General features: G+C 67.2%; 19 protein-coding genes. 9 read left to right on the plus strand and 10 right to left on the minus strand.

Annotated elements, in window-relative coordinates; genetic code table 11:
• Window positions 1–30 precede the first annotated feature (30 nt).
• From ACWCIA_RS02185 to pbpG, 5 genes are all read right to left on the minus strand, one after another.
• Complete coding sequence (locus tag ACWCIA_RS02185; RefSeq protein WP_454160520.1) at window positions 31–1,809, minus strand: PHA/PHB synthase family protein; 1,779 nt, start codon at window positions 1,807–1,809, stop codon at window positions 31–33.
• Window positions 1,806–2,270 (minus strand): universal stress protein, encoded by a 465-nt coding sequence (locus tag ACWCIA_RS02190; protein ID WP_454160522.1) that lies wholly within the window; start codon window positions 2,268–2,270, stop codon window positions 1,806–1,808. Before ACWCIA_RS02190 ends, ACWCIA_RS02185 begins: the two co-directional genes overlap by 4 nt.
• A 103-nt stretch (window positions 2,271–2,373) precedes the next feature.
• Window positions 2,374–3,252: a universal stress protein gene (locus ACWCIA_RS02195; protein WP_454160524.1), complete on the minus strand. Its 879-nt coding sequence runs from the start codon at window positions 3,250–3,252 to the stop codon at window positions 2,374–2,376.
• A gap of 192 nt (window positions 3,253–3,444) precedes the next feature.
• A complete protein-coding gene (locus tag ACWCIA_RS02200; protein ID WP_454160525.1) occupies window positions 3,445–4,230 on the minus strand; it encodes a lipid-binding SYLF domain-containing protein in 786 nt (261 codons plus the stop codon).
• Window positions 4,231–5,023: 793 nt separating this feature from the next.
• Window positions 5,024–5,890 (minus strand): D-alanyl-D-alanine endopeptidase, encoded by an 867-nt coding sequence (gene pbpG, locus ACWCIA_RS02205; protein ID WP_454160526.1) that lies wholly within the window; start codon window positions 5,888–5,890, stop codon window positions 5,024–5,026.
• Between the two features lie 324 nt (window positions 5,891–6,214).
• Between pbpG and ACWCIA_RS02210 the strand changes: the two genes are divergently transcribed.
• The 8 genes from ACWCIA_RS02210 to ACWCIA_RS02245 all read left to right on the plus strand — a co-directional run bounded on the left by ACWCIA_RS02210 (window position 6,215) and on the right by ACWCIA_RS02245 (window position 17,687).
• A complete protein-coding gene (locus ACWCIA_RS02210; RefSeq protein WP_454160527.1) occupies window positions 6,215–6,877 on the plus strand; it encodes a response regulator in 663 nt (220 codons plus the stop codon).
• Entirely contained in the window at window positions 6,874–8,235 is a 1,362-nt protein-coding gene (locus tag ACWCIA_RS02215) for an ATP-binding protein (protein ID WP_454160528.1), read from the plus strand. The genes ACWCIA_RS02210 and ACWCIA_RS02215 overlap by 4 nt, the downstream gene beginning before the upstream one ends.
• A 268-nt stretch (window positions 8,236–8,503) precedes the next feature.
• On the plus strand, window positions 8,504–10,816 hold the full coding sequence (gene ggpS / locus ACWCIA_RS02220) for a glucosylglycerol-phosphate synthase (protein ID WP_454160529.1): 2,313 nt from the start codon (window positions 8,504–8,506) through the stop codon (window positions 10,814–10,816).
• A gap of 37 nt (window positions 10,817–10,853) precedes the next feature.
• Window positions 10,854–11,918 (plus strand): mechanosensitive ion channel family protein, encoded by a 1,065-nt coding sequence (locus tag ACWCIA_RS02225; RefSeq protein WP_454160530.1) that lies wholly within the window; start codon window positions 10,854–10,856, stop codon window positions 11,916–11,918.
• Between the two features lie 5 nt (window positions 11,919–11,923).
• Window positions 11,924–13,504 (plus strand): BCCT family transporter, encoded by a 1,581-nt coding sequence (locus ACWCIA_RS02230; protein ID WP_454160581.1) that lies wholly within the window; start codon window positions 11,924–11,926, stop codon window positions 13,502–13,504.
• Entirely contained in the window at window positions 13,504–14,709 is a 1,206-nt protein-coding gene (locus tag ACWCIA_RS02235; RefSeq protein ID WP_454160532.1) for a hypothetical protein, read from the plus strand. The genes ACWCIA_RS02230 and ACWCIA_RS02235 overlap by 1 nt, the downstream gene beginning before the upstream one ends.
• 100 nt (window positions 14,710–14,809) lie before the next feature.
• Window positions 14,810–16,261, plus strand: a complete 1,452-nt coding sequence (locus tag ACWCIA_RS02240; RefSeq protein WP_454160533.1) for a DUF389 domain-containing protein — start codon at window positions 14,810–14,812, stop codon at window positions 16,259–16,261.
• A gap of 79 nt (window positions 16,262–16,340) precedes the next feature.
• On the plus strand, window positions 16,341–17,687 hold the full coding sequence (locus ACWCIA_RS02245; RefSeq protein WP_454160534.1) for a chloride channel protein: 1,347 nt from the start codon (window positions 16,341–16,343) through the stop codon (window positions 17,685–17,687).
• 24 nt (window positions 17,688–17,711) lie between these two features.
• On the opposite strand, the gene ACWCIA_RS02250 is transcribed toward ACWCIA_RS02245, so the two are convergent.
• The 4 genes from ACWCIA_RS02250 to ACWCIA_RS02265 all read right to left on the minus strand — a co-directional run bounded on the left by ACWCIA_RS02250 (window position 17,712) and on the right by ACWCIA_RS02265 (window position 21,914).
• Window positions 17,712–18,842 carry a hypothetical protein gene (locus ACWCIA_RS02250; protein WP_454160535.1) on the minus strand — a complete coding sequence of 377 codons (1,131 nt, stop codon included), beginning with the start codon at window positions 18,840–18,842 and terminating at the stop codon, window positions 17,712–17,714.
• A 252-nt stretch (window positions 18,843–19,094) separates the two neighbouring features.
• Window positions 19,095–19,235, minus strand: a complete 141-nt coding sequence (locus ACWCIA_RS02255) for a hypothetical protein (protein ID WP_454160537.1) — start codon at window positions 19,233–19,235, stop codon at window positions 19,095–19,097.
• A gap of 32 nt (window positions 19,236–19,267) precedes the next feature.
• On the minus strand, window positions 19,268–19,558 hold the full coding sequence (locus ACWCIA_RS02260) for a hypothetical protein (protein ID WP_454160539.1): 291 nt from the start codon (window positions 19,556–19,558) through the stop codon (window positions 19,268–19,270).
• 1,033 nt (window positions 19,559–20,591) lie between these two features.
• A complete protein-coding gene (locus tag ACWCIA_RS02265; RefSeq protein WP_454160541.1) occupies window positions 20,592–21,914 on the minus strand; it encodes an amidohydrolase in 1,323 nt (440 codons plus the stop codon).
• Window positions 21,915–22,177: 263 nt separating this feature from the next.
• On the opposite strand from ACWCIA_RS02265, the gene lldD reads away from it, so the two are divergent.
• Window positions 22,178–23,311 (plus strand): FMN-dependent L-lactate dehydrogenase LldD, encoded by a 1,134-nt coding sequence (gene lldD, locus ACWCIA_RS02270; RefSeq protein ID WP_454160543.1) that lies wholly within the window; start codon window positions 22,178–22,180, stop codon window positions 23,309–23,311.
• Window positions 23,312–23,314: 3 nt separating this feature from the next.
• Here lldD and ACWCIA_RS02275 read toward each other — a convergent pair whose 3' ends face one another.
• Complete coding sequence (locus ACWCIA_RS02275; protein WP_454160545.1) at window positions 23,315–24,295, minus strand: alpha/beta fold hydrolase; 981 nt, start codon at window positions 24,293–24,295, stop codon at window positions 23,315–23,317.
• Window positions 24,296–24,356 lie beyond the last annotated feature (61 nt).

Consider the following 24,356-nt stretch of genomic DNA (forward strand, 5'->3'; position numbering starts at 1 on the left):
CGCGGCGGCACAGATCAGCTCGCCCGTAGCCTAAGGCTCCAGCACGTAGCGCCCGGGCGCGGCCTCGAGCCCCGGGCTCGGCCGCCGGGATGCGATCCGCTCGCCCGCCCGCTGCGCCAGCCACGCCTCCCAGGCCGGCCACCAGCTTCCGTCATGCAGTGGCGCCTCCCGCTGCCAGCGCTCGGGATCGATATAGCGCGCCACGGGTGCCTGCGTGGCGATCTGGTAGCTGCGCCCGGAAGTGCCCGGCGCGGCGACCACGCCGGCATTGTGTCCTCCGGAGGTCAGGAGGAAGGTGACTTCGGTGTCGGTGAGCAGGCCGATCTTGTACACCGAGCGCCAGGGCGCGACGTGATCGGTGCGCGTGCCTACCGCGAAGACCGGCGCCCCGATGTCGGTCAGCGCGACCGGCTTGCCGTCGACCAGGTAACGGGCGCTTGCCAGGTCGTTGTTCAGGAACAGGCGGCGCAGGTAGTCGGAATGCATGCGGTAGGGCATGCGGGTGGCGTCGGCATTCCAGGACATCAGGTCGGTCTCCCGGTCCGGGACGTCGAGCAGGTAGTGGCGCAGCCGCCGCGACCAGATCAGGTCGTTCGAGCGCAGCAACTGGAAGGCGCCGGCCATCTGCCGGGTGTCGAGGTAACCCTGGCTCCACATCGCCGCTTCCAGGAAACTGACTTCGCTTTCGTCGATGAACAGCGACAGCTCGCCCGGTTCGGTGAAGTCGACCTGGGCCGCCAGCAGGGTCAGGCTGGCCAGGCGCCGGTCGTGGTCGCGTGCCATGGCCGCGGCCGCGATGGCGAGCAAGGTGCCGCCCAGGCAGTAGCCGCAGGCGTTTACCTGGTTTGAACCCGTTTCGCGCACGATGGCCTCCAACGCGTCCATGATCCCGAGCCGGCGATAGTCGTCCAGGCTCAGCTCTCGGTCGCCATGCCCCGGGTTTTTCCAGGAGATGACGTAGACGCTGTGGCCATGTTCCACAAGATAGCGCACCAGCGAATTGTGCGGCGAGAGGTCGAGGATGTAATACTTCATGATCCATGCAGGCACGATCAGGAGCGGGACCGCATGGACCGTCGGCGTGACCGGATCGTAGCGCAGCAGTTCTGCCAGCTCGTTGCGCAGCACGACCTGGCCCGGCGTGACCGCCACTTCGCGGCCGGGACGAAAGCCCGGTGTTCCGGCGTCGCCGCTTGCAGCCCGCCAGGCGTCGTGCGCCGCACGCCATGAGCCCGCGACGAGGTTCATGCCGCCACGTTTCCAGGTCGCCTCCAGCACGACGGGATTGGTCAGGACGAAGTTCGACGGCGCAGCGCAGTCGAGCAGTTGGCGCGTCACGAACGTGACGACGTCGCCGTGGTGGGCCGACATGCCGCGTACGCTGCGGGTGGCGCGGTGCCACCATTGCTGCTGCAGCAGGAAGCCCTGGCTCAGCACGTTCCAGGGCCAGCGGTGCCAGGCCGGGTCGACGAAGCGCTTGTCCTGAGCCAGCGGCACCACCGGCTCGTCGGGGTGCGCCAGTGCGGCGCCGGCACAGTACTGCAGCCAGCGCAGCGTCGCCGTCGCCGCGTGTGTGGCGAGCTCGACCTGCTTGTCGGGGGAGAGCAGCAGGTGGCTGCACCAGTCGAACCACGCCATGCCGAGCGCTGCTGGCGAGACGTAGCCCGTGAAGCGGCCCAGCCAGGCGTGCAGCGGCAGGTCGAGCGCCGCACGCTCGACCTCGGTTTCCGGGTATCGGCGGCGAGTGCCCTGCCAGGGGCTCGCGTCGCGCTCGCGCACGCCGGCGGGCGGGAAGACGGGTTCGTTCATGGATGCCCCCTTTGCACGGCAGGCGCGGCAGGCTCAGCCGGTTGCCGGATGACGAGCACCGGGATGGCGCTATGTGTCAGTACCGCTTGCGTCTCGCTCCCCAGCAGCAGGGCTGCCGCGCCGCTGCGGCCGTGCGAGCCCATGACGATCAGGTCGCACTGCAGGTCGCGGGCGGTCTTGATGATCTGTTCGTAGGGAGCGTCCGAGGTTGGCGTGGCGACGGTGGCGGCGACGCCCGCCTGGGCCGCGCGCCGTTCCAGATAGCCGAGATACTCCTGCGCCAGGGCCCGGTTGCCAGGAGCGGCGAGGACGCCGAGCACGTGGCTGAAGAGAGGACGCATGGGAATGGCATGGAACCCGACGATCTCGGCGCCGGTGTCATGCGCCAAAGCAACTGCCGCGTCGACCGCAGCTGTGGACGCTGCCGATCCGTCAGTTGGAACGAGTATCCGCTTGAACATGAGGGTCCTCACAGGCAGGATGGCAACGGGCACCGGATGGCGCCGCACGACAGACGCCGCTTGTGGTCGGGTCTGTCGTGCCCGACACGGACTCTCCCGACAATCATTTGATCAATGTTACCGGCACCTGCGCGTGATAGACGACTTGCGACGCAACGGAACCAATCACGAGGTTGCCCATCAGCCCGAGTCCGCGGGTGCCCATGACGACTGCCGCACTGCCGGCCTGCGCGAGATGGTGCCCAATCTGCCTGCCCGGATCGCCTGTGCGGCAGTGCACTTCATACGGAATACCTTCGGAATCGAGGAGTTCCCTTGCCGGGCCCAGCACGCGTACGAATTCGTCGGGCGCAAGACGTGTCAGTTCTGCTGGAGACAGGCTGGCATACGACCGTGAGCTTGTGGGGTCGAGCACGTGCAGCAGCTCCAGCCGTACGCCCGGTTTCTCGCGCGCTCGCGCGGCGGCGTGGCGCAAGGCCCGCAGTGCGCTGTCCGACCCGTCGATGGGAACGAGTATTTTTTTCGTGACGTCCCCGTCTTGCCGGCGGGGCGGCCAGGCCTGTTTGACGAGGGTGACGGGGATGTCGACCAGCTTTACCACCTGGGTGGCCACCGACCCGATCATGAGGTTTGCCAACGCGCCTCGTCCCCGTGTTCCCATGATGATCGCGTCGCATGCGGTGGAGTGTGCATAGCCGGCGATTTCGGGCGCGGGCAGTCCGAAATGGCAATGGAGCGTGTATGGGACGCCAGCTTCCACGAGGATCTTGGCCGCCGGTTCCAGCGCCTGCGCCGCCTGGGGAGGGAAGCGATCATCGAGCTGCGGTGCGGAGAACGCTTCGGCCAGTATCACCGGCGTCATCGGTTCGACCACGTGCAGCAAATGGACCTGGGCCTGGGCGTCCGCCGCCTCCCTGGCGGCGTGGCGCACGGCGTGTAATGCATTGTCCGAACCGTCGCAAGGCACAAGCAGCTTTTTCATGTCTCCTCCAGGCTTGCCGGGCGGGCGCCAGGCACTGGCTCGGCCGCCGCAAGGGATCGCTTCGGATCGCAGTCTCGTCGACCTATCGGTTTGGAGTCGAACGTGGCCGTTTGGTTCAGGTGCGCGCAGCAAGGAGTGACGCGAATCAACGGCGCAGCCCTTCGACGGATCGCCGCGGTGTACCGGATCCTGCTAATTGTCGTGGGCACGCGCCGGCTGCCTTCGTTCGCCGAGCGCGGTCCTGAGGGCGTGGGCCCGCCGGTCGGATGGGGCGCCGTCGATTGCCTGCCGCGCAGAGACAGGCTTGCCGTAATGGGCGTGCGTCAGGTCCCGATTATAGCGGATATCATTGATCGAGACTGTGGCTGCATTGCCGAACACACCCTTGCCGCCAGACCAGGCGACCACGTCCCCGGCAGTCGAGCCCGCCGCCATGCGTCTGTAGTTGAGGACGGTCAGCCCGGCGTCGGCGCCCAGCGAGAAGTTGTTGCGCTTACGAAAGCGGTCAACCGCCTTCTGGTTCATGAGCAGCAGTGCGACCGGCCCGCCCTCGGCCCCGGCCTGCAGTCCGATCCCGAGCCCGCCCATGGTAAAGAAAGCGGGGTTGCCCCACTGGCCGTCGGCGCGCCGGGCCATCAGCACGCCGGAGCCGCCAGCGGCGCCTACGCCGAGGGCGGCGCGGCCGTATGCCGGGACGATGTACACGCCTCGCGCCCGGGTCAGCAGGTCGGCGATGGCCGGGGTGGCGGACATGGCGCGCGCGGCACGGGCGGCGTCTGCCAGGCGGCGCTCCGCGGCTTTCTCGCTCCGGGCGCGGAATTCGCCTTCGATCCCGACAGCGAACCGGGCGTCCCTGCCCGCGTCCTGCGCGATTGCACCGGGCAGGGCGATCAGGAACAGCAGGGTGACGGCGCCACCGGACAGGAGGCGGCGATGAGCGGAGCGCGAGAGGGCTTCTTGCGGGGAGGTGGCGTACATGGGCACTTGTCCGTATGCATTATCACCGGGGCGTCGTAGGCTGGTGCGATCCGGGAGTCAGCGGGCGCGCTCGAGCGGCCCCCGGGGCGCCGCCACCAGCGACCTGTTCGCGGTGGCGGTTATGGCCGGAGGGGGTGTCACGTACCATCAGCCGGGCCGCTGCAAGTATCCTGCTGTGCTGGTGGGGACTCCCGTCGGCATACACCAGAACGGTCTTGTACATGGCGGTCCTCTTGCTGTATCGGTATTTTCCTGCGCGGCACGGCTGCCGTGTCCATTCTATCGCGATGGCGTGATGACCGACCTCGGTCATTTGGGCGACATCCCAACGGACAGCTGCGCGAGTGTGCCCGGCCGCAGCGGAAGCATGGACAAGGCCCGCAGGAAAGTCCCAGACGGTGGCGGAGCCGGCGGTCGCCAGCGGTAACGTGTCGTCACCGTGCGCCATCAATTGACGGGCCAGGGCAACAGCCTGGTCGAAGCGCTCGTGGTTGGCGAAGCGCGTCAGCGGTCCGAGACTTGTCTGCGGGTCGCGACTGTCACTACCATATTGACGAAATAGCCATACGCCATCGACCCCTCGCTCATCTTGCGGTACCCGACAAAGAAGCCCTTGCTGACTTTATGCCAGGACGGCACCCCGTGGCTTCGACTTGTTCCGATTTCTCTTATGCCGATACGCTGCCAACAGGGGCACGCCCGACACGACATGGCTGCACCGGCGCTGTGAGCTTGCCGCGCGAGGATGCAAGGCCGTTGGCGCCGCAGGGCAGTACGGCCACCCCGGCGCGCATCACAAGCCCCTGGCCCGCGCCAGCACCCGTGCCCCGAACCTGGCCAGCCATGAGCGCACCCTGTTGGCGTCGGCCGCATGGGAAAATTTCCCCTGTGCGTCCAGGAACACCATCACCGTGGGGCGCTTCCTGACGATCGCATACAGCACCATGCAGCGGCCCGCTTCCGATATGTAACCGGTCTTCTGCAGGCGGATGCGCCAGTTCGCGCTCGACGTGAGGCGATTCGTGTTGCGGTAGACACTCTTCGATTTGCCCTGGCGGATGACGAAGCGGTGGTCGGTCGAATAGCGCCGGATGACCGGGTTCTTTTCCGCGGCAACGACCAGCCTGGCCAGGTCGGTCGGCGTCGAGACGTTGTCGCGCGAGAGGCCGGTGGGTTCGACGTAGCGGGTGTCCTTCATGCCGAGTGCGCGTGCCTTGGCGTTCATGGCGGCCACGAATTTCCTGGTCCCGCCGGGATAGTAGCGTCCCAGGGCCGATGCCGCGCGGTTTTCCGAACTCATCAGTGCCAGGTGGAGCATGTCCGCGCGCGACAAGCGGGTGCCTACCCGCAAGCGCGAGGACGAGTACTTGAGCCGGTCGATATCGGCCCTGCTGACCGTCAACATTTCCTTCATGTCCTGGCGGGCGTCGAGGACGACCAGCGCCGTCATCAGCTTGGTCAGCGATGCGATCGGCATGACGGCATGGGCATTTTTCTGGTACAAGACCGCCTTGGACCGCTGATCGAGAATGACGACCGCGCTCGAGCGCAGGGTGGCCAGCCGTGCCGCGCGCTGGCCGCTTGTCGCGGCCGCCTGGGCCAAGGACAGGTGGCCGGCAAGGAAAAACAGGACCAGGACAGGAATGAGGAGCAGTTTCATGCGTCGGGGTAGCGGTGCCGGGCCACTGCTGGATGGCCGGCATGGTTGCGATGAATCCCGATGGGCGGCGGCAGGACCATCCGCCGGATCAGCGAGCTCGGCAATGGTAGGCAGCGACACTTAGCGAACACTTAGTGCCGGCATGGCTGTGCTTAAATGAAACAGCCGCGAGCGGCGGCAGCGAACCTTGCGTCCGAGCTAAGGCTGAGCTAAGTCTCCTCCGCTAAGTTCGCCACTGCGGAAAATTCGACGGTGCCCGGGCACCACATGGCGCGGTGCATGAGGCGGCGCGCAGCGACTTCGAACATAAAAGGAAAGATGGCAATGCGTGTCCTGCTGGTGGAAGACGACTACATGATCGGCAATGTCGTGCAGCAGGCACTGCGTGATGCGAGCTATGGCGTCGACTGGGTCGTGGACGGCGACGCCGCCCTGCATTCGCTCGCCTGCCTGCCTTATGAAATGGTATTGCTCGACCTCGGCCTGCCGAAGAAGGACGGCATGGCCGTACTGCGCAGCATCCGCTCGAGCGGACGGCGGGTCCCGGTACTGCTCCTGAGCGCGCGCGACGCGACCGAAGACCGCGTCGCCGGGCTCGATGGCGGCGCCGACGATTATCTCGTCAAGCCCTTCCAGCTGAGCGAACTGCTGGCGCGCATGCGAGCGGTGACCCGGCGCCAGGGGCCGGCCGTCGGACCGGTCCTGTCGAACGGGGTGGTGACGCTCGACCCGGCCACCCACGAGGCCAGCGCGAACGGCAAGCCGGTGCGCCTGACAGGACGCGAATTCGCCTTGCTGCAGGCGCTCCTGGTCAGGCCCGGCGCGATCCTCTCGCGCGCCGACCTCGAAAGCCGCATCTATGGCTGGAACGAGGAAGTCGAGAGCAATGCCGTCGAGTTCCTGATCCATTCCCTGCGCAGGAAGCTGGGCAGCAGCGCCATCAAGAATGTGCGCGGCGTCGGCTGGATGGTGTCGAAGCCGGCATGACGACCTCGCTGCAGTACCGCTTGTCGGCCTCGATCTCGGTCGCCGTCGTGGCGGTTGCCGCGATCACGGCAGGACTGTCCTTCCTCGCCTCGTGGCGCGACGCCCACCTCGCGCAGGACAAGCAGCTGCGCCAGACCGCCCATCTCATCGGGCGCGTCCAGTCGCGGCCGATCACCCTGGCGGCGCGCCAGCGGATCAAGGGCATCGGCCGCGAGGAGCGCATCGTCGTGCGCTTCCTGGGCGAGTCAGGCGCCGCGGGATACGCCGGGCCGGAAGGGCCGCCGGTGTTCCCGGAGCGGATGCCGGACGGCGTCCAGACGGTCCCGGTCGGCAACGAGTCCTGGCGCGTCTTCGTCATGACCGACAACGACGGCGTGCGGATCGCGGTGGCCCAGCAGACCACGGTGCGCGACGCCGTCGCGGTCAGGAGCGCGCTGCGCTCGCTCATTCCCTTCGCCCTGCTGGCGCCGGTGCTGGTGCTGCTGGTGCGTTTCCTGATCCGGCAACTGTTCCGGCCGATGCGCAGGCTCGCCGGGAAGACGCGCCAGCGCCGAAACGACGATGCGAGCCCGCTCGATCCGGCCGGCTTGCCGGAGGAGGTCCAGCCTTTTGTGGCCGAAATCAATCGCCTGCTGATGCGGGTCGACCGCGCGATGCAGGCGCAGCGCCGCTTCGTCGCCGACGCCGCCCATGAACTGCGCTCGCCGCTGACCGCGATGAGCCTCCAGGCCGAGCGCCTGGCGGCGGCCGACATGCCCGGCGAAGCCCGCCGGCGCATGCTGGCGCTGACGGACGGCCTGCACCGGACCCGCACCATGCTCGACCAGCTGCTCGCGCTGGCGCGCTCCCAGCAGGGCGCACACGGCAGCGCCGCCCCGGTCTCCCTCCAGCAAACGATCCGTCTCGTCATCGAGGACCTGTATCCGCTGGCGGAGGAAAGGGAGATCGACCTCGGCGTGGTCGGCGTCGACGATGCGAGCGTCGACGTGGAGCCGCTGGACCTGCACATGCTGGTCAAGAACCTGGTTGACAATGCGATCCGCTATTCGCCGCGCGACGGCCGGGTCGATGTGCTTGTGCAGCCCGGCGACGGCGTGGTCGACTTCATCGTCGACGACACCGGGCCGGGCATCCCGGAAGGGGAGCGCGAGCGGGTGTTCGACGCGTTCTACCGGGTATTGGGGAATGGCCAGGCCGCCGGCTCCGGCCTGGGCCTGGCGATCGTGAAGGCGGTGGCGGACAAGGCCGGGGCGGCGGTCACGCTCGGTGCGACGCCGGCGCGGCAGGGCTTGCGCGTCGTCGTCCGGTTTCCCGCCGCGCCCGCTGACGCGACCGGCGCTTGCCGCCGGAGCCATTGAACAACAGCCCCGCATCGTCGACAGCATTGTCTAACTTGCATTTAGATTTGTGCGAATGCAGTTGATTTGTTACAATGTGTGTCTGGCCGGCACGTTGTTCCTTCTTCAGCCGGCCCAACGGCCCTGTCCGTTCTGTTTTTCTCTCCTGGCAATCAGCGGCGGGCACTGCCCGTCCGATTGTGTTCGCCTTGTGGCGGCGTAAACCGCCGCCACACCCACCAGGTCGGCGCTCCGGCGCCGAGCACATCGCTCTGAAAGGACGAAGACGATGACCAATGCAATTCCCCCGCAATGGGCACCGCGCCCGCACCCCGACAATTTCGTGCTGGCGACGGATCTCGACGGCACCCTGCTCGCAGGCGGGCAAACCGCCCGGCGGCAGGTCCGCGAACTGTTTTCGAAAACGAACCCCGGCGCGCGCCTGGTCTTCGTCACCGGCCGCGCGCTCGAATCCGTGCTGCCCTTGCTGAGCGACCCGACCATTCCGACGCCCGACTACATCATTGCCGACGTCGGCGCGACGGTTGTCGACGGCAACCTGCGGCCGGTCGACGCCATCCAGGGCGACGTTGCCGCGCGCTGGCCCGGCTCGCAGGCGGTGCTGAAGGCGCTCGCCGGCTTTCCCGGGCTGGTGCGCCAGAGCGTCCCGCAGGAGCGGCGCTGCTCTTTCCTGGCCAGCGAGCACGACGTCACGCCGGAACTGCGCGCAGCGGTCGACGCCCTGGGATGCGACCTGCTGTTCTCGGCCGGCTGCTACCTCGACGTGCTTCCGCGCGGGGTAGGCAAGGGCCAGGCGCTGCTGCGGCTGGCCGAGGTCGCCGGCATCGACCCGGCCACGGTCGTCGTCGCCGGCGATACGCTGAACGACCTGTCGATGTTTGCCACCGGATTGCGCGGGATCGTCGTCGGCGGCGCCGAGCCGGCCCTGGTGGAGCAGGTGGGACAATGGCCGCTGGTGCACATTGCAGCGGGCGAGGGCTGCGACGGCATCCTCGAAGGACTTGCCCGCCACGGCGCGCTCGCGATGTCCGCGGCCGTCCCGCTGGTGCCCCGGCCGCGCGACGGCGCCGAGCTGGTCATGGTCTACCACCGCCTGCCTTACGACGAAGTGATCGAGGATGGCGTGCTGCGCCACCGCCGTCCGCGCAGCCCGAACGGCATCATGCCGACCCTGCTGCGCTTCTTCGCGGGAGGGACTCCCGGCGCCTGGGTGGCCTGGTCGCAGCAGGCCAGCCGCCGGCCCGCGGGCTTCGTGTCGCGCGTGGCGGTCGATCCCGACCGCTACCCGTGCCTGCAGGCCGCGCGCATCGCGCTGAGCGCAGAGGACATCGATATCTTCTACAAGAAGTTCTCTAAAGAAGCGTTCTGGCCGATCATCTTCTCCTTCCCCGACAAGGCCGAGTTCAACGAGGCGCACTGGGAGCGTTTCCTGGAAGTGAACCGGCTGTTCGCCGAGCAGACCGCACGCGAAGCAGGCGAGGGCGCGCTGGTCTGGGTGCACGACTACAACCTGTGGATGGTGCCCGCCTTCCTGCGGCCCATGCGGCCGGACCTGCGCATCGCCTTTTTCCACCATACGGCCTTCCCGGCCAGCGACGTCTTCAATATCCTGCCGTGGCGCCGCGAGATCATCGGCAGCCTGCTGCAATGCGACTACGTCGGTTTCCACATCCCGCGCTACGTCGAGAATTTCGTCGACGCCGTGCGCTCGTACGCGCCGGTCGACATCCGCGGCACGGCGCCATGCGCGCCGCGCTTCCTGACCTATGGCTGCGCGCTCGGGGTCGATACGATGACGACCGACATCGCCGCCGGCGAGCGGCGAGTGCGCCTGGGCGCCCATCCCGTCGGCACCGACGTCGCCTTGATCGAAGGCGCCATCGCCACCCCGGCCGTGCAAGAGCAGGCCAAAGCGATCCGCGCTTACCTCGGCCCCGCCACCGGCATCATCTCGATCGAACGCCTCGACTACGTCAAGGGCACGCTGGAGAAGCTGCAGGCCTTCGAACGGCTGCTGGAAACCCACCCGGAACACATCGGCAAGGTCACGCTGCTGAACATCATCACTCCCGCGGCGCCGGGCATGGAGATCTATGAGAGCCTGCGCGTCGAAGTGGACCGCACGGTCGGCCGCATCAACGGCCGCTTCTCGACCCTGAACTGGGTGCCGGTGCGCTACTTCTACCGCTCGCTGCCCTTCGAAGAGGTGCTGGCCCATTACGTGGCCTGCGACATCGCCTGGATCACGCCGCTCCGCGACGGGCTCAACCTCGTTGCCAAGGAATTCGTCGCCGCCAGGAAGGCCTGCGGCCGGGCCGGCGTGCTGGTCCTGTCGGAGTTCGCCGGCGCGGCGGTCGAGCTGCACGGCGCCGTGCTGACCAACCCCTACGACGCGAACTCGATGACCGTTTCGCTGCACCAGGCACTGACCATGGGCGCCGACGAGCGCGCCTACCGTACCGAGCGCATGGCGATGATCACGGCCGAGCACGACGTGGCGCGCTGGGGCAGGGACTTCATCGCGGCGGTCAAGGGCGCGGCGCCGGACGCTGCCATGGCGGAACCGGCCAGGGCAGCCTGAGGCGCCGCCGCCATTTCACTCATTACAGGGAACAGCCATGCACTACACCCTATTCGGCAACGATCTCATCGACTGGACCATCGCACTGTCCATCGCCATCGCCGTGTCCGCAATCCTGTTGACGGTCAAGGGCCTCGTCCTGCGGCGCCTGCAGGCGATCGCGGGTTCGACCGCGACCCACCTCGATGACCTGCTCGTCAAGATACTGTCGGCCACCAACCTGTTGTTCATCCTCTTCCTGGGGCTGTACGCCGGCTCGCACTGGCTGAGCCTGCCCAACAAGAGCGTGACCCTGCTCTCGCGCCTGGCTATTGCCGCGCTGCTGCTGCAGGTAGCGCGCTGGGGCGACGTCGGTGTCCATGGCTGGCTCCACCACTACCGGACCCGGCGCAGCGCCCACGATGCCGCCAGCGCGACCTCGACCGCGGCGCTCGGCTTCGTGGCGCGCGTCGCGATCTGGGCGGTCATCATCCTGATGATCCTCGATAACTTCGGCGTCAACATCACCACCCTCGTGGCCAGCCTCGGCATCGGCGGGATCGCGGTCGCGCTGGCACTGCAGAACGTGCTGGGCGACCTGTTTTCCTCGCTCTCGATCGTGCTCGACAAGCCCTTCGTCATCGGCGACTTCATCTCCGTGGACGACATTTCCGGCACCGTCGAGTACGTGGGCCTGAAGACGACCCGCCTGCGCGGCCTGGGCGGCGAGCAGGTGGTGTTCTCCAACAGCGACCTGCTCGGCAGCCGGATCCGCAACTACAAGCGTATGCAGACACGCCGGATCGTGTTCGGGATCGGCGTCACCTACGAGACCGGCAAGCGGCAGGTGCTGGCCATTCCGGGCATCCTGCGCGAAATCGTGGAGGCGCAGCCGCAGGCCAGGTTCGACCGCGCGCACTTCAAGTCGTATGGCGCGTCGTCGCTCGATTTCGAGATCGTCTATATCGTCCAGACCCCGGACTACGCCGTGTACATGGATATCCAGCAAGCCATCAACTTCGCCCTGTTCGAGCGTTTCGCGGACGAGGGCATCGACTTCGCCTACCCGACGCAGACGGTGTACCTGTCGCGTACGACGGCAAAAGCCGAAGCAAAGGAATAAGAATGATGCAGATGTTATTTTCCGCAGGCTTCATCCTGCTCGTCGTGTTGTGGGGCATCGTCGCCCCCGACAGCATGAGCGCCGTCCTCGACACCATGCTGGCGCTCCTGACCCGCAACTTCGGCTGGTTCTACCTGTGGGTCGTGCTCGGGCTGGTCGTGTTCGCCGCCTTCGTGGCCTTCAGCCGTTACGGCAACCTCAAGCTCGGCGGCGATGAGGAAGAGCCCGAGTTCGGTATCGGCAGCTGGTTCGCCATGCTGTTCGCCGCCGGCATGGGGATCGGGCTGGTGTTCTGGGGCGTGGCCGAGCCGGTCTCCCATTACGCCGCCGCGCCTCCGGGAACCGCCGAGCGCACCCCGGAAGCGGCGAACGCCGCGATGCGCTACGTGTTCTTCCACTGGGGCATCCACCCATGGGCGGTGTACAGCGTGGTGGCCCTGGCGATCGCCTTCTTCCAGTACCGCCGTGCGGGCAGTCCCCTGATCAGCACCGTGACCGATGCCCTGCCATGGCGGCCGGTGCGCGCGCTGGGCGGGCTGTTCAACGGGCTGGCGGTCGTTGCCACCGCCTTCGGCGTGGCCGCCTCGCTGGGCGTCGGCGCGCTGCAGATCAACAGCGGCTTGCAGGCCGTGTTCGGCCTCGGGGTTACCGAAACGGCCCAGGTGACGATCATCGCCGTGACCGCGCTGGTCTACATTACCTCGGCCGTGACCGGCGTCGACAAGGGGATCCGCTACCTGTCGAACTTCAACATGGGGCTCGCGGCCCTGCTGGCGCTGGCCGTGTTCCTGCTCGGCCCGACGGTGGCCATCATCGACACCTTGACCAACACCCTCGGCAGCTATCTGAGCGAAATCGTCCGCATGAGCCTGCGCTCCACCCCGTTCCGCGACAGTACCTGGGTCGGCAGCTGGACCATCTTCTACTGGGCCTGGTGGATTTCCTGGTCGCCGTTCGTCGGCCTGTTCATTGCCCGCGTGTCGCGCGGACGCACGATCCGCGAGTTCATCCTCGGCACCGTGCTGGCGCCGTCGCTGGCGGCCTTCCTGTGGTTCTCGATTTTCGGCGGCAGTGCGCTGTACATGGAAATCTGGCAGCACGTACCGCTGGCCGACGCGGTCAAGGCCGATGTCGCGACCGCCCTGTTCACCATGTTCGATGCGATGCCCCTCGGGTCCGTCATGTCCGTGATCGCCACGGTCCTGGTCTTCGTGTTCTTCGTCACCTCGGGCGACTCGGCCGTGCTGGTGCTGGGCATGATGAGCACGGGCGGCAATCCGAACCCGCCGCGCACGGTTAGGATCGTGTGGGGAGCGCTGGTCGCGGGCATCGCCATCAGCCTGCTGCTGGCCGGCGGCCTGAAGGCGGTGCAGACGGCGACCATCCTGTTCGCCCTGCCGTTCGCCGTCGTTATCGTGCTGATGGTAGTGTCGCTCTGGCGGGCGCTGGCCGAGGACTGGCGCGACGAGGCGCGGCGCGAGCGCGAGCTGAGGCGGCGCATGCGCGAACTGATGGGCAAACCGGCGGGCGGCGCACAGGATGCACAGCCGGGACTGGGGGCCGCAAGGCCGGGGGAAGCATGGTGATGAAGACACTGCATTGCGCCTGCCTTGCCGCCGCGTTGGGCGCCGCCGCACTGGCGGGCGGCCCGGCCCGCGCCGGGGAAGAGCGCGCGTCGCCGCTGAAGCTGGGCGGCGCGATCCGCTTCAATTACGTCCACAAGAGCTGGCAGGACGAATACGAGAGCGGCTTCTTCGGCCTCGACACGGCCCGCCTGAATCTCGACTACGACGACGGCAGGCTGATCGGATCGGCCGAGTACCGCTACAACCGGTTCCCGAAGGGGCAGGGGGGCTACTGGCAGCACTTCCTGCACCACGGCTGGGTCGGCGTGCGCTTTGCCGACAAGAGCACGCTGCACGTGGGGCTGGACAAGAATCCGTTCGGCCTGCTGCCCTTCGCGTCGAACAATTTCTACGAATCGATCGCCTTCTATGCCGGCTTCGAGGACAAGTACGACCTCGGCGTGACCTACGCCAGCCGGCCCGGCCCGGTCGAGTGGCAACTCGCCTTTTTCCCGCGCGATGGCGGATCGTATGGCGGCGGCGACAACACGGCCGGCGCCTCGAACCGCTATTCGTACAACATCGTCCCCGACGACGACGAACAGGGCTTCGGGACCGGCCAGGACGACAGGGAACGCAACACCCTGGTCGGGCGCCTGGCCTGGCACCCCGGGGCCGGCGACCGGTATGAGGTCGGCGTTTCCGGCCTGACGGGCGAGATCCGCAACGGGGCCGGCACCGATACGCGGCGCAACGCGCTGGCCGTCCACTTCAGGGGCAAGGTCGGCCGCTTCACCGCCATGCTGGAAGCCCTGCGCTACCACTACCGGACCAGCCACGGCCCCAACCAGACCTACGGCGGGCTCGACCCCGACAGCTTCGTGATGCTCGGCGGCTTCGGCTACCCGTTCCCGCTGGCCTCGAAAGGAAGCATCTACATCGCCAACCTCAGCTACGATATTCCAGGAAAGCTGGGCCCGTTCAGCGGATTCAAGGTCTACAACGACTACAGCCTCCTGAAGAAGCATGTCGGCGATGACAAGAACTCGGTGCAGAATGTGACCGGCATGAGCTTTTCGTCGGGGAAGTGGTTCTTCTACACCGATGTCATGTTCGGCAAGCACCACCCCTACCTGACGCCCGATTTCGGCGGGCTGGCGTCGACCTCCGCAGCGCACCAGGGCTTTTCCCGGCGCATCAATGTGCAGGCCGGGTATTACTTCTGAATGCGGCGCCGGTATAAGAAATATTTGTGCAAATGCAGATTCGCGGCGAAAATCTTGGCTTGCCCTGGTTCCTCAGGGAAACCCGATAGCTGCCGCAACCATGAACGCACCCGACACCCCACCTCCATCGCCCTCGCTGCGCGCGGCGATCGCGCACCGCTTCAGCCTCCTCGACGACAAGGCCGACGACGCCGAAATCGACCGCAGCCTGCGCGCCGGCGTCGAGCTGCGCGGCGCCACGCCCTGGATCCTGATGTTCGCGATCGTGATCGCCTCGGTCGGCCTGAACACCAATTCGACCGCCGTCATCATCGGCGCCATGCTGGTGTCGCCGCTGATGGGGCCGATCGTCGGGCTCGGCTACGGTGTCGGCATCTTCGATTTCGCGCTGGTGCGCCGGTCGCTGAAGAACCTCGCCATCGCGGCCGGCATCAGCCTGCTGACCTCGACCCTGTACTTCATGCTGACCCCGTTGGACGAGGCCCAGTCCGAGCTGCTGGCGCGCACCACGCCCTCGCTGTGGGACGTGCTGATCGCCCTGGCCGGCGGCCTGGCCGGCATCATCGGGCAGACGCGGCGCGAAAAATCGGTCGTCATTCCCGGGGTGGCGATCGCGACCGCCCTGATGCCGCCGCTGTGCACCGCCGGCTACGGGCTGGCCAACGGCGACTGGTCGGTCTTCGGCGGGGCCTTTTACCTGTTCTCGATCAACTGCGTCTTCATCGCTTTTGCCGCCGTGGTGGTGATCGAATTCCTGCGCCTGCCCCACCGCAAGTTCGTCGACCCGCGCCGCGGTCGCCGCGTCAAGGGCGCCGTGCTGTGCATTGTCCTCGTCACCGGCCTGCCCAGCATCTACCTGGCGGCCAAACTGGTCGACAACGAAGTCTTCAAGAGCCGGGCGCGCGACTTCGTGCGCACCGAATTCAAGGCGGCGCGCGTGCACGTGCTCGACACCCGCCTGGTGCCGGCCACGCACGAGATCGAGGTGACGCTGATCGGTCCGCGGCTGCCGGCGGCGGCGATCGCCGCGATCGAAGCGCGCCTGCCCGCGGCCGGGCTGCAGAAGGCCCGCCTGTCGGTGCACCAGGCGCAGGCGGAAGACAGGCAGGACACCAAGATCGATATCGGCAGCCTGAAGGCCGACATCCTCGCCGATATCGTGCGCAACAACACGCAGGCCCTGCAGGAGCGCGACGCGACCATCGCGGCCCTGCGCCAGCAATTGACGAGCCAGCAAGGCTGGGTCGAGCAGGCCGCGGCGGTGACGCGCGAGTTCGAGGCCCAGTATCCGCAATGCGGCAACGTGCTGATGGGGAGGGCGGTGCCGCCGGGGGCGGGCAAGGCCGTTCCCGTTCCCTTCCTCAGCGCCGACTGCCGCCGGCTGCCGAAGGCGGACGAGGTAAAGCGCATCACCGACTGGCTGAAGGTGCGCACCGGACAGCCGGAGGCCAGGCTGGTGCTGGCGGTCAAGCGCGGCAAGATCGTGCGCCAGGCGGACGCGAAGGACGCCGGCCCGGCATCCGTTTCGCCATCCCCGGCACAGGAAGGATAAGGCCCGGCATGGCGAGGAGACCGGCAGATGATACGCAGCGGGCCAGGGGCCTGCGCCATGCGCTGCAGGAGGGCGGCACGTGAAACATGACCACGACTGGCGCAAGCGGGCGCGTGTCGAACTGTCGGACCGCGGCTTGTGGACGAGCCGGATCGTGGTGGTGGCGCTGGCGGTCCTGGCCGGCCTGTCCGTGGTCGGGTTCACCTGGCTGTGCGAGCGTGCGTTCGAGGCCTTCGAGCAGTTGCACACCCTTGCCTGGTGGAGCCCGCTCCTGTGGACGCCGGCCTGCACCGCCGCCATCGTCTGGTTCACGCGGCGCCATGCGCCGGGCGCGGCCGGCTCGGGCATCCCGCAAGTCATGGCCGCGCTCGAGCCCTCGCTGGCGCCCGAGAAGCGCGGGCTGTTCGTCTCGCTGCGGCTCAGTCTTGCGAAGGTGCTGCTGACCGCGGGCGGCCTGCTGGGCGGCCTGTCGCTGGGCAGGGAAGGGCCGTCGGTCCAGATCGCGGCGGGCGTCATGCTGCAGGCACGGCGCCTGCTGCCGGCGCGCTCGCACGTCACCGTGCATGGGCTGCTGGTCGCCGGCGGCGCGGCGGGGATCGCCGCGGCCTTCAACACGCCGCTGGCCGGCGTCATGTTCGCGATCGAGGAACTGGCGCGGGCGCCCGAGCAGCGCAACAGCGGCTTGATCATCACCGCGATCGTGCTGGGCGGCCTGATCGCGGTGTCGATCCACGGCAACGCCACCTATTTCGGCGTCATCCATACCGGCGCCATCGACCTCGGCCTGCTGCTGCCGGGCCTCGTGGTCGCGGTGTGCACGGGACTGGCGGGCGGGCTTTTTTCGCGCCTGCTGATCGCCTCGCTCGGCGGCCAGGGACGCGACGCGATGAGCCGCCTGCGGGCCAGGCGTCCGGTGCTGTTCGGCGCCGTATGCGGCCTTGCCGTCGCCGTGATCGGCATCGTCACGGCCGGCGCCACCTTCGGCTCGGGCTACGGGCCGACGCGCGCGATGGTCGACGGCGTGGCGACGATGCCGATGCTGTACGCGCTGTTCAAGTTCGTCGCGACCTGGCTGAGCGCCTGGTCAGGCGTGCCGGCCGGGATCTTCGCGCCATCGCTGGCGATCGGCGCCGCGCTGGGCAACGATGTCGCGCTGCTGTTCTTCCAGGCGCAGGCGCCCGCGCTGATCGCGCTGGGCATGGTCGGTTTCCTGGCGGCCGCGACCCAGGCGCCGCTGACGGCCTTCATTATCGTCATGGAGATGGTAGGCGGGCATTCGATGGTGCTGAGCCTGATGGCCTGCGCGCTGGTGGCCAGCATGCTGGCGCGCATCGTCAGCCCGCCGCTGTATCCGACGCTGGCGCGCATGCAGCTGGCGCGCGCCGAACCTGCTGTGGACGCGGCACCGGACCAGGCCGCGCGCTAGGCTGGCGAAGGGAACTGTCTCGGGTCAGCGTCCCCGGCAGGCGAACCCGTATCGGGTGATGCTGCAGGCCCGCTTGACGCATTGCGCGGCGTCGTAGCCGTAGGCCCGGCAGGCCTTCAGCGTCGCCGCCATGCCGGAGTCGCGCGACGATGGGTTTTCCGTGCTGCTGGCAGGTGCGCTTGCCGGCCGGCGGACGGGTGCGGATTCACCCGTTTTCCCTGCCTGCCGGGCTGCCGGGGCGGGCTCCTTCCGGGTGGCACGGCTCGACGGCTTCGGTAAGGGCGAAGCGGCTTCTTGCCCTGCCTGGCCCGCTACCGGCGGAGGCGGCTGTTCAACTGGCGCGGCAGTGGGCGGGTCCGCTTCGAGCATCACCAGAGGCGGTACGTTGGATGCCGGGCGGCTCGCGGAGACGATGGGCTGAGCAGGCAGGTCGCCATCCGGCGCGGCCGTGGGCTGCTTCAGGAGAACCGATTGCTGCTCCATGGCCGCACCGCGGACAAGCGCGGGTGCTCCGGCATCGCCGCGCTCCTGGTATAGCCAGCGGCCGCCCTGGATGAGCAGCGCACCTGCGAGCAGGCACCCGCCCCACAGGAGATAGCGTTTCCCGGATCGGGCAGGCCGGGACCCGGCGGGCGTGAACGGATCGGCTGCCTGCGGTGGCTGCGATGGCGGCGCAGGCGGCGAGAGGTCGAACAAAGGGTCCTGTGTCGCGCTCGCGCCTTGCGCCGGGTTCGGGGAGAGCGTGGGTTCGGCCGGGCCGAGGGCCGGCTGATGCACGAGCCCGGATGGGGCAAGGGGAAGTGCCTGCCGTGGCTCGGCGGGCGCAGTGGCAGGCTGCGATTGAGGCTGAGGTTGAGGCTGAGGTTCAGGCTGCGGCCCGGGCGGCACATACTGCGCCTCCAGCGCGGCGATCTCTTCGAAGACCTTGTGCAGCTCGAGCGGTGTCGGTTGCTGATCCGCCTGCCGCGTTACGGAGCCTGGCGGCTCCCATGTCGGTTTCTGCGACCAGACGCCAAGGGCAGGGCGGCGTTTCGCGTCTCCTGCGGATGCAAGGTCGCGCACCGCTTTCTCTGCTTTCCGATGTCCGGCTGTCCTGGGGGGCGTAAGGGATACTGCAGCGCTCTGGCCGATGTCTTCAAGCAGTTGCGTCTTCATGATGTGCCATCTACTTCTGCGTTCCGGAGGTAGAGCTTAGCGCTTTTTGAAAACGGCGTTCACCGGGTTTTGTAAGCAGATGTTAACGGGCTGGTCAGTAGCACGGGTGGCATGCGAACGGAGCGGAGTGGCGGGATGCGCCGAGCGGAAAGGAACGGCCGGCGCCGTTGACGCGCTTCGACGGTAGCGCGTCGTGCCAACCGTCGTGCAGCGCCGCGGGCTGGGTTACCTACCTGCGGCGAGGAGTCCTCGTCACTGCTGACCCTCGGTGTCCTCGGCGAGGTCGTCCTCGAGTTCCTTTTCGAAGGTCTCGCGGTCTTTCGAGTTGATGTGGAGGACCCAGGCCATCAGGGCGAGCGCGAGGACCGAGAACATCACGATCATGATTGTCATGGGGCCGCCGACCGGGAGCAGGGTTTGAAGACTTAGCGTCCCACCCCGATGCCGATCCCGATTCCGGAACGCCCGCCGCTGCCGAAGCCGCCAAAGATGGACGTCGATACGCCTCCGCGGCCGCCGTCGTTATTTGCGGCTAACCGGACAATGCAATTGCGCCAGGGGTCCGAATTCGCTGCAAAGCCCAGCTGCGTACAGGCCGGGCCGTACACTGCGATCATGCGATCCATTTCGGCTTGTTGCTTCATTGCTCTTTCTTCCGGGGTAGCGCATCCGAGCAAGCAGAATGCGCTCACTGCCGTCAACATCAAAGTACGCATGGCGGTTCTCCTCAAGGCGTTCGATCGGGCTGGCCTGAGCCTGTCAGGCAGTTGGAACGATCATACATCTCAATTGAATCCGCTGACTTCGGCTTGCCGCTACAGGGCAGGGGGCAGGGTAGGGGCGCAGGCTGTCCCATACAAACAAGAATGCTGGCGACGAAACGAGCTCACGTGAGCGGCCAGAATCGGATGTTGGTGGAGAACGAACACGCTTGTGGAAGAATCGCCGTGCAGCTCTTCCACGAAGTCCAGGCTCTTCAGTTAAGCAACGTAGAATTGCGGCCCGATCGAAGGACAGAGTCAAGTTGGGCCAAGGTACATGGCATCAACAGCTGGTCGTCCACGTAGGCTTTGTCCATCGGTCTGAGTTTTATCGATCGAGGGCCCCACAAGAGCACATGTGTCGTGGGCTGGAAGCTCTTGACCTGCTGTGCAATAAGAAGTGGATCACGAATACTGCCGAGGGTGCTGATGACAATCGATTGGAATGGGATTCGATTCAACAGCCCAGGTAACTCCTGAGTGTCGTCCAAGGTATGAACTTCACGCTTGATGCTCTCGAGTAAAATTTTCATCATCCGCTGGGACAACGGGTCAAGATCGACCAGGAGCGTAAGGTGAGTCATCGGAGGTGCGGACCTTGATCCGGCATGCAGTGAAACTAAAGATTATATAAACCGCACCATACGTACAGCCCGTCTGTACGACTCAAAACCTTAGCTGATCGTCTAAAAACGCGCTCTGAACTCCCGCATTTTCTTGCATGCGGGATATGAAGTTTGGCTTTGGTGGAGGAGTGGATGGCCGTGCGTTTTGTTGATCCGTATATTGTCTCGCGCCTCATGCATCCTTAGATGTTTGGGATGCTTCCAATGATTCTTCAGGTTTTTAGCCGCATCCCCCTGGTGAGGAATAGCCGCACTGATTCCAACAGATTTTGACGTCATGAAACGGCGGACGTAGCGGACTTCGAGAAGTGATCCGCGCAGGAAGCTGCTGCGGCAAGAACCGGCCACAGCATCCCAAGGACCTAGGGCTTGCGCATCAAGTCCTGCAACGCCACCACGGTCGATTCGACCCCCATCCTCACCGCCAGCCCATGCTCCACCTTGAACAGCGGGCTGTGATGACTCGGCAGGCGCAATGTGCCTGCCTTGGCGGCGGCGATGTGTTCCGGCGCCGTGCCGCCGACCGTGAAATAGACGCTCGGGATATACGGGTCGGTCACGAACATCGGGAAATCCTCCGAGCCCATGCCTTCGCGGAACTCTTCCTCGCCAATCGCGTCAGGGCCCAGTTTTCCGGTCCATGCGGCGCGCAGGCGGCGCACCAGCTCGACATTGTTGAGCACCGGCGGCGCCGGCGTATCGACCAGTTTCACCTCGGGCAGTTCGTTCTCCGTCATGCCGGCGGCGCGCGCGGTGTTCTCGGCCATGCGCTTGATGGCGCCGAGCAGCAGCTCGCGCGTCTTCGGGCTTTCGCTGCGCACGGTCAGCTGCAGCTTGGCGTTGTCGCCGATGATGTTGGCCTTGGTGCCGCCATGGAAGGAGCCCACCGTGATCAGGCCGGGCTCGCGCGGGCTGAGCTCTCGGCTGACGATGGTTTGCAGGCCCATGACGATCATCGCGCCGAGCACGATCGGGTCCTTGCCGCGGTGCGGCTGGGCGCCATGGGCGCCGACGCCCTTGATCGCTATCTCGACGGTGTCGGCGCCCGAATACGGCGAGACTTCCGAAGCATGCACCTTGCCGGTCGCCATGTCGGCCTTGACGTGGAAGCCCAGCGCGAAATCCGGCTTGCCGAAACGTTTGTACAGGCCGTCCTTCATCATCGCCAGCGCGCCGCCGATGCGCTCCTCGGCAGGCTGCCCGACCAGCATCAGGGTGCCGGTCCATTTGCCGCGCTCGGCGGCCATGCGCCGCGCCGTGCCGACCAGGCTGGTCATGTGGATGTCGTGGCCGCAGGCGTGCGCCACCGGCGTCAAATTGCCTTCCATATCCTTCTGGGTCGCCGTCGAGGCATTCGGCAGGCCGGATTTTTCCAGCATCGGCAGACCATCCATGTCGGCGCGCATCATCACCAGCGGGCCCGGACCGTTCTTCAGGATCGCGACCACGCCCGTGCCGCCGACACCTTCGGTGACCGTGAAGCCGGCCCCGCGCAACTCCTTGGCCATGCGCGCCGCCGTCTTTGTCTCCAGGAAGGACAGCTCGGGATTGCGGTGGAAGTAATCGAGCAGCGGCGCCAGGTGGCTGTCGTAGTCCTGCGCAACGGCCCTGGACAGTTCGTTCGCATGGGCGGCGCCCGGCAGCAGCGCAGCCGCGAGCAGTACGGAAAGCAGTATCTTGGTCATAAGGTGTCCTGGTCAGGCGGTTGGCAAACGGGTTCCGGTCTAGCCCGCGCGGCATGTTTTGCGTCGCTTCGCATCCCGTTGGCAAAAATTTACTTGCCGAGTATTCATTTTTTTACCCGACGGTGTCAACATGGAGCCTGTTTCGCGCGCCATGTCATCCATCCCTTGGGCGATCCCGGCGGTCTTTGCTGCCGCCCGCTTCGCTCATCGGGCTGTATCTCATCAAGGGTCTACCGAACCACGCTCCGCACTACGCTCATCCTATGATCATTTCGTCCGCCACCGATTTCCGCGAAGCCGCCCGGCGCCGGCTGCCCCCCTTCCTGTTCCATTACCTCGACGGCGGGGCCGGGGCCGAGCAGACCCTGCGCGCCAACGTCGACGACCTGCAGACGGTCAAGCTGCGCCAGCGGGTGCTGCGCGGCGCCGAGCAGCTGGACCTGGGCGTCGACCTGTTCGGCGAGCGCTACGGGCTGCCGATCGCGCTGGCGCCCATCGGCCTGGCCGGCATGTATGCCCGCCGCGGCGAGGTGCAGGCGGTGCGCGCCGCCTGCCGCGCGAACATCCCCTTCATCCAGTCCACCGTCTCCGTGTGCCCGCTGGCCGAAGTGGCGGCCCAGGCCTCGCACCCGATCTGGTTCCAGCTCTACGTGCTGAAAGACCGCGCCTTCATGCGCGACGTGATGCGCCGCGCCTGGGAGCTGGGCTCGCGCAGGCTCGTGTTCACGGTCGACATGCCGGTGCCGGGCGCGCGCTACCGCGACGCCCACAGCGGCATGAGCGGCCCCTACGGTCCGCTGCGGCGCGTGCTGCAGGCGATGCGCCACCCGCGCTGGGCGTTGGACGTCGGCGTCTTCGGCCGGCCGCACGACCTCGGCAACATCTCGGCCTACCGCGGCCACGCCACCGGCCTGGCCGACTACATCGGCTGGCTGGGTGCGAATTTCGATCCCGAGATCGCCTGGCGCGACCTGCAATGGATCCGCGACGAGTGGAAAGGGCAGATGATCATCAAGGGCATCCTCGACGCCGACGACGCGCGCGATGCGCTCGCCTTTGGCGCCGATGGCCTGGTGGTGTCGAACCACGGCGGGCGCCAGCTGGACGGGGCCCTGTCGACGGCCCAGGCGCTGCCGGCCATCGCCGAGGCGGTCAAGGGCCGCATGACCATCCTTGCCGACGGCGGCGTGCGCACCGGGACCGACGTGTTCCGCATGCTCGCCCTCGGCGCGGACAGTGTGCTGATCGGCCGCGCCTTCGTCTACGCGCTGGCGACCGGCGGCCAGGCCGGCGTGGAAAAGCTGCTGGCGATCATGGAGAAGGACCTGCGCACCAACATGGTGCTGACCGGCGTAAAGTCGGTGTCGGAGATCGGGCCCGAGCTGCTGGCCCGGTAAGACTCAGCGCGCGAGGTGCGCGTCGAGGAAGCCGACGGTGGCGTCGACCGTCGGCTGCAGCCAGGGATCGAACAGCCAGAAGCTGTGCGGCGTGTCCGGCAGCAGCACGGCGCGTCCGTCCACGCCGCGGGCCCGCATCATGGACAGCATCTCGTCGCGCCCGGTCTGGAAGCGCGGCTGGGCGCTGCCGATGAAGAGGATGGGCGGCATCCCGCGCCGCACATAGAAAATCGGCGACGCCTGGCGCCACAGCGCCGGCTGCTCGGCATAGCGCCCGCCCAGCCATTGTGCGGCCGGCGAAGGGCGGTTGCCCGGCACCGCGTCGTGGCGGCGCGAATCCTCGGTGGTGAAATCGACGCTGCCGTCCACGTTGACGATGGCCTGCACCGCGCTCGACACGTCGTCCGTGCGGGCATGGGGATCGATGGGATGCAGGCCCGCGGTCAGGGCGGCCAGGCTGGCGATCTGCGCGCCCGCCGAGCCGCCCGCGAGCGCAATCCGCTGCGGATCGATGCCGTGGCGGGCTGCGTGCCGGCGCACCCAGCGCACGGCGGCGCGGGTGTCGTCGACCGCGGCCGGGTAGCCCGCTTCGCCCGTCAGCCGGTAACTGATCGTGGCGGCCGCGTAGCCGCGCTGCGCCAGCCGCAGCGCCATCGGCACGAATTCGGAGCGGTAGCCGGCGTTCCAGCCGCCGCCATGCACCAGCACGACCGCCGGCGCGCCCCCTTGCGGCGCCTGCGCGGGCAGGTACAGGTCGAGTTTCAAGCAACGGCTGCCGTAGCGCACATAGGTCTGGTCGCGCACCACGCGCACGCCTTCGGGCAGGGCGGCGCCGGCGATGCGGATGAAGGGATGGTGGCGCACCAGCTTCGCATGGGTGCGCTCGGCGTCGTAGGTGTTGTTCGGGTCGGGCGCGGGCTCGACGCAGGCCGCGGCCTGGGGCGCGGGCGCCCGGGCCCCGCCCCCCCCCCGCCCCCCCCCCACCACCCCCCCCCCCCCCCTAAGCCACAAAACCCAACATACTCCAAACGTCAACCCCCGACCC

It is taken from the genome of Massilia sp. SYSU DXS3249, from assembly GCF_053668055.1.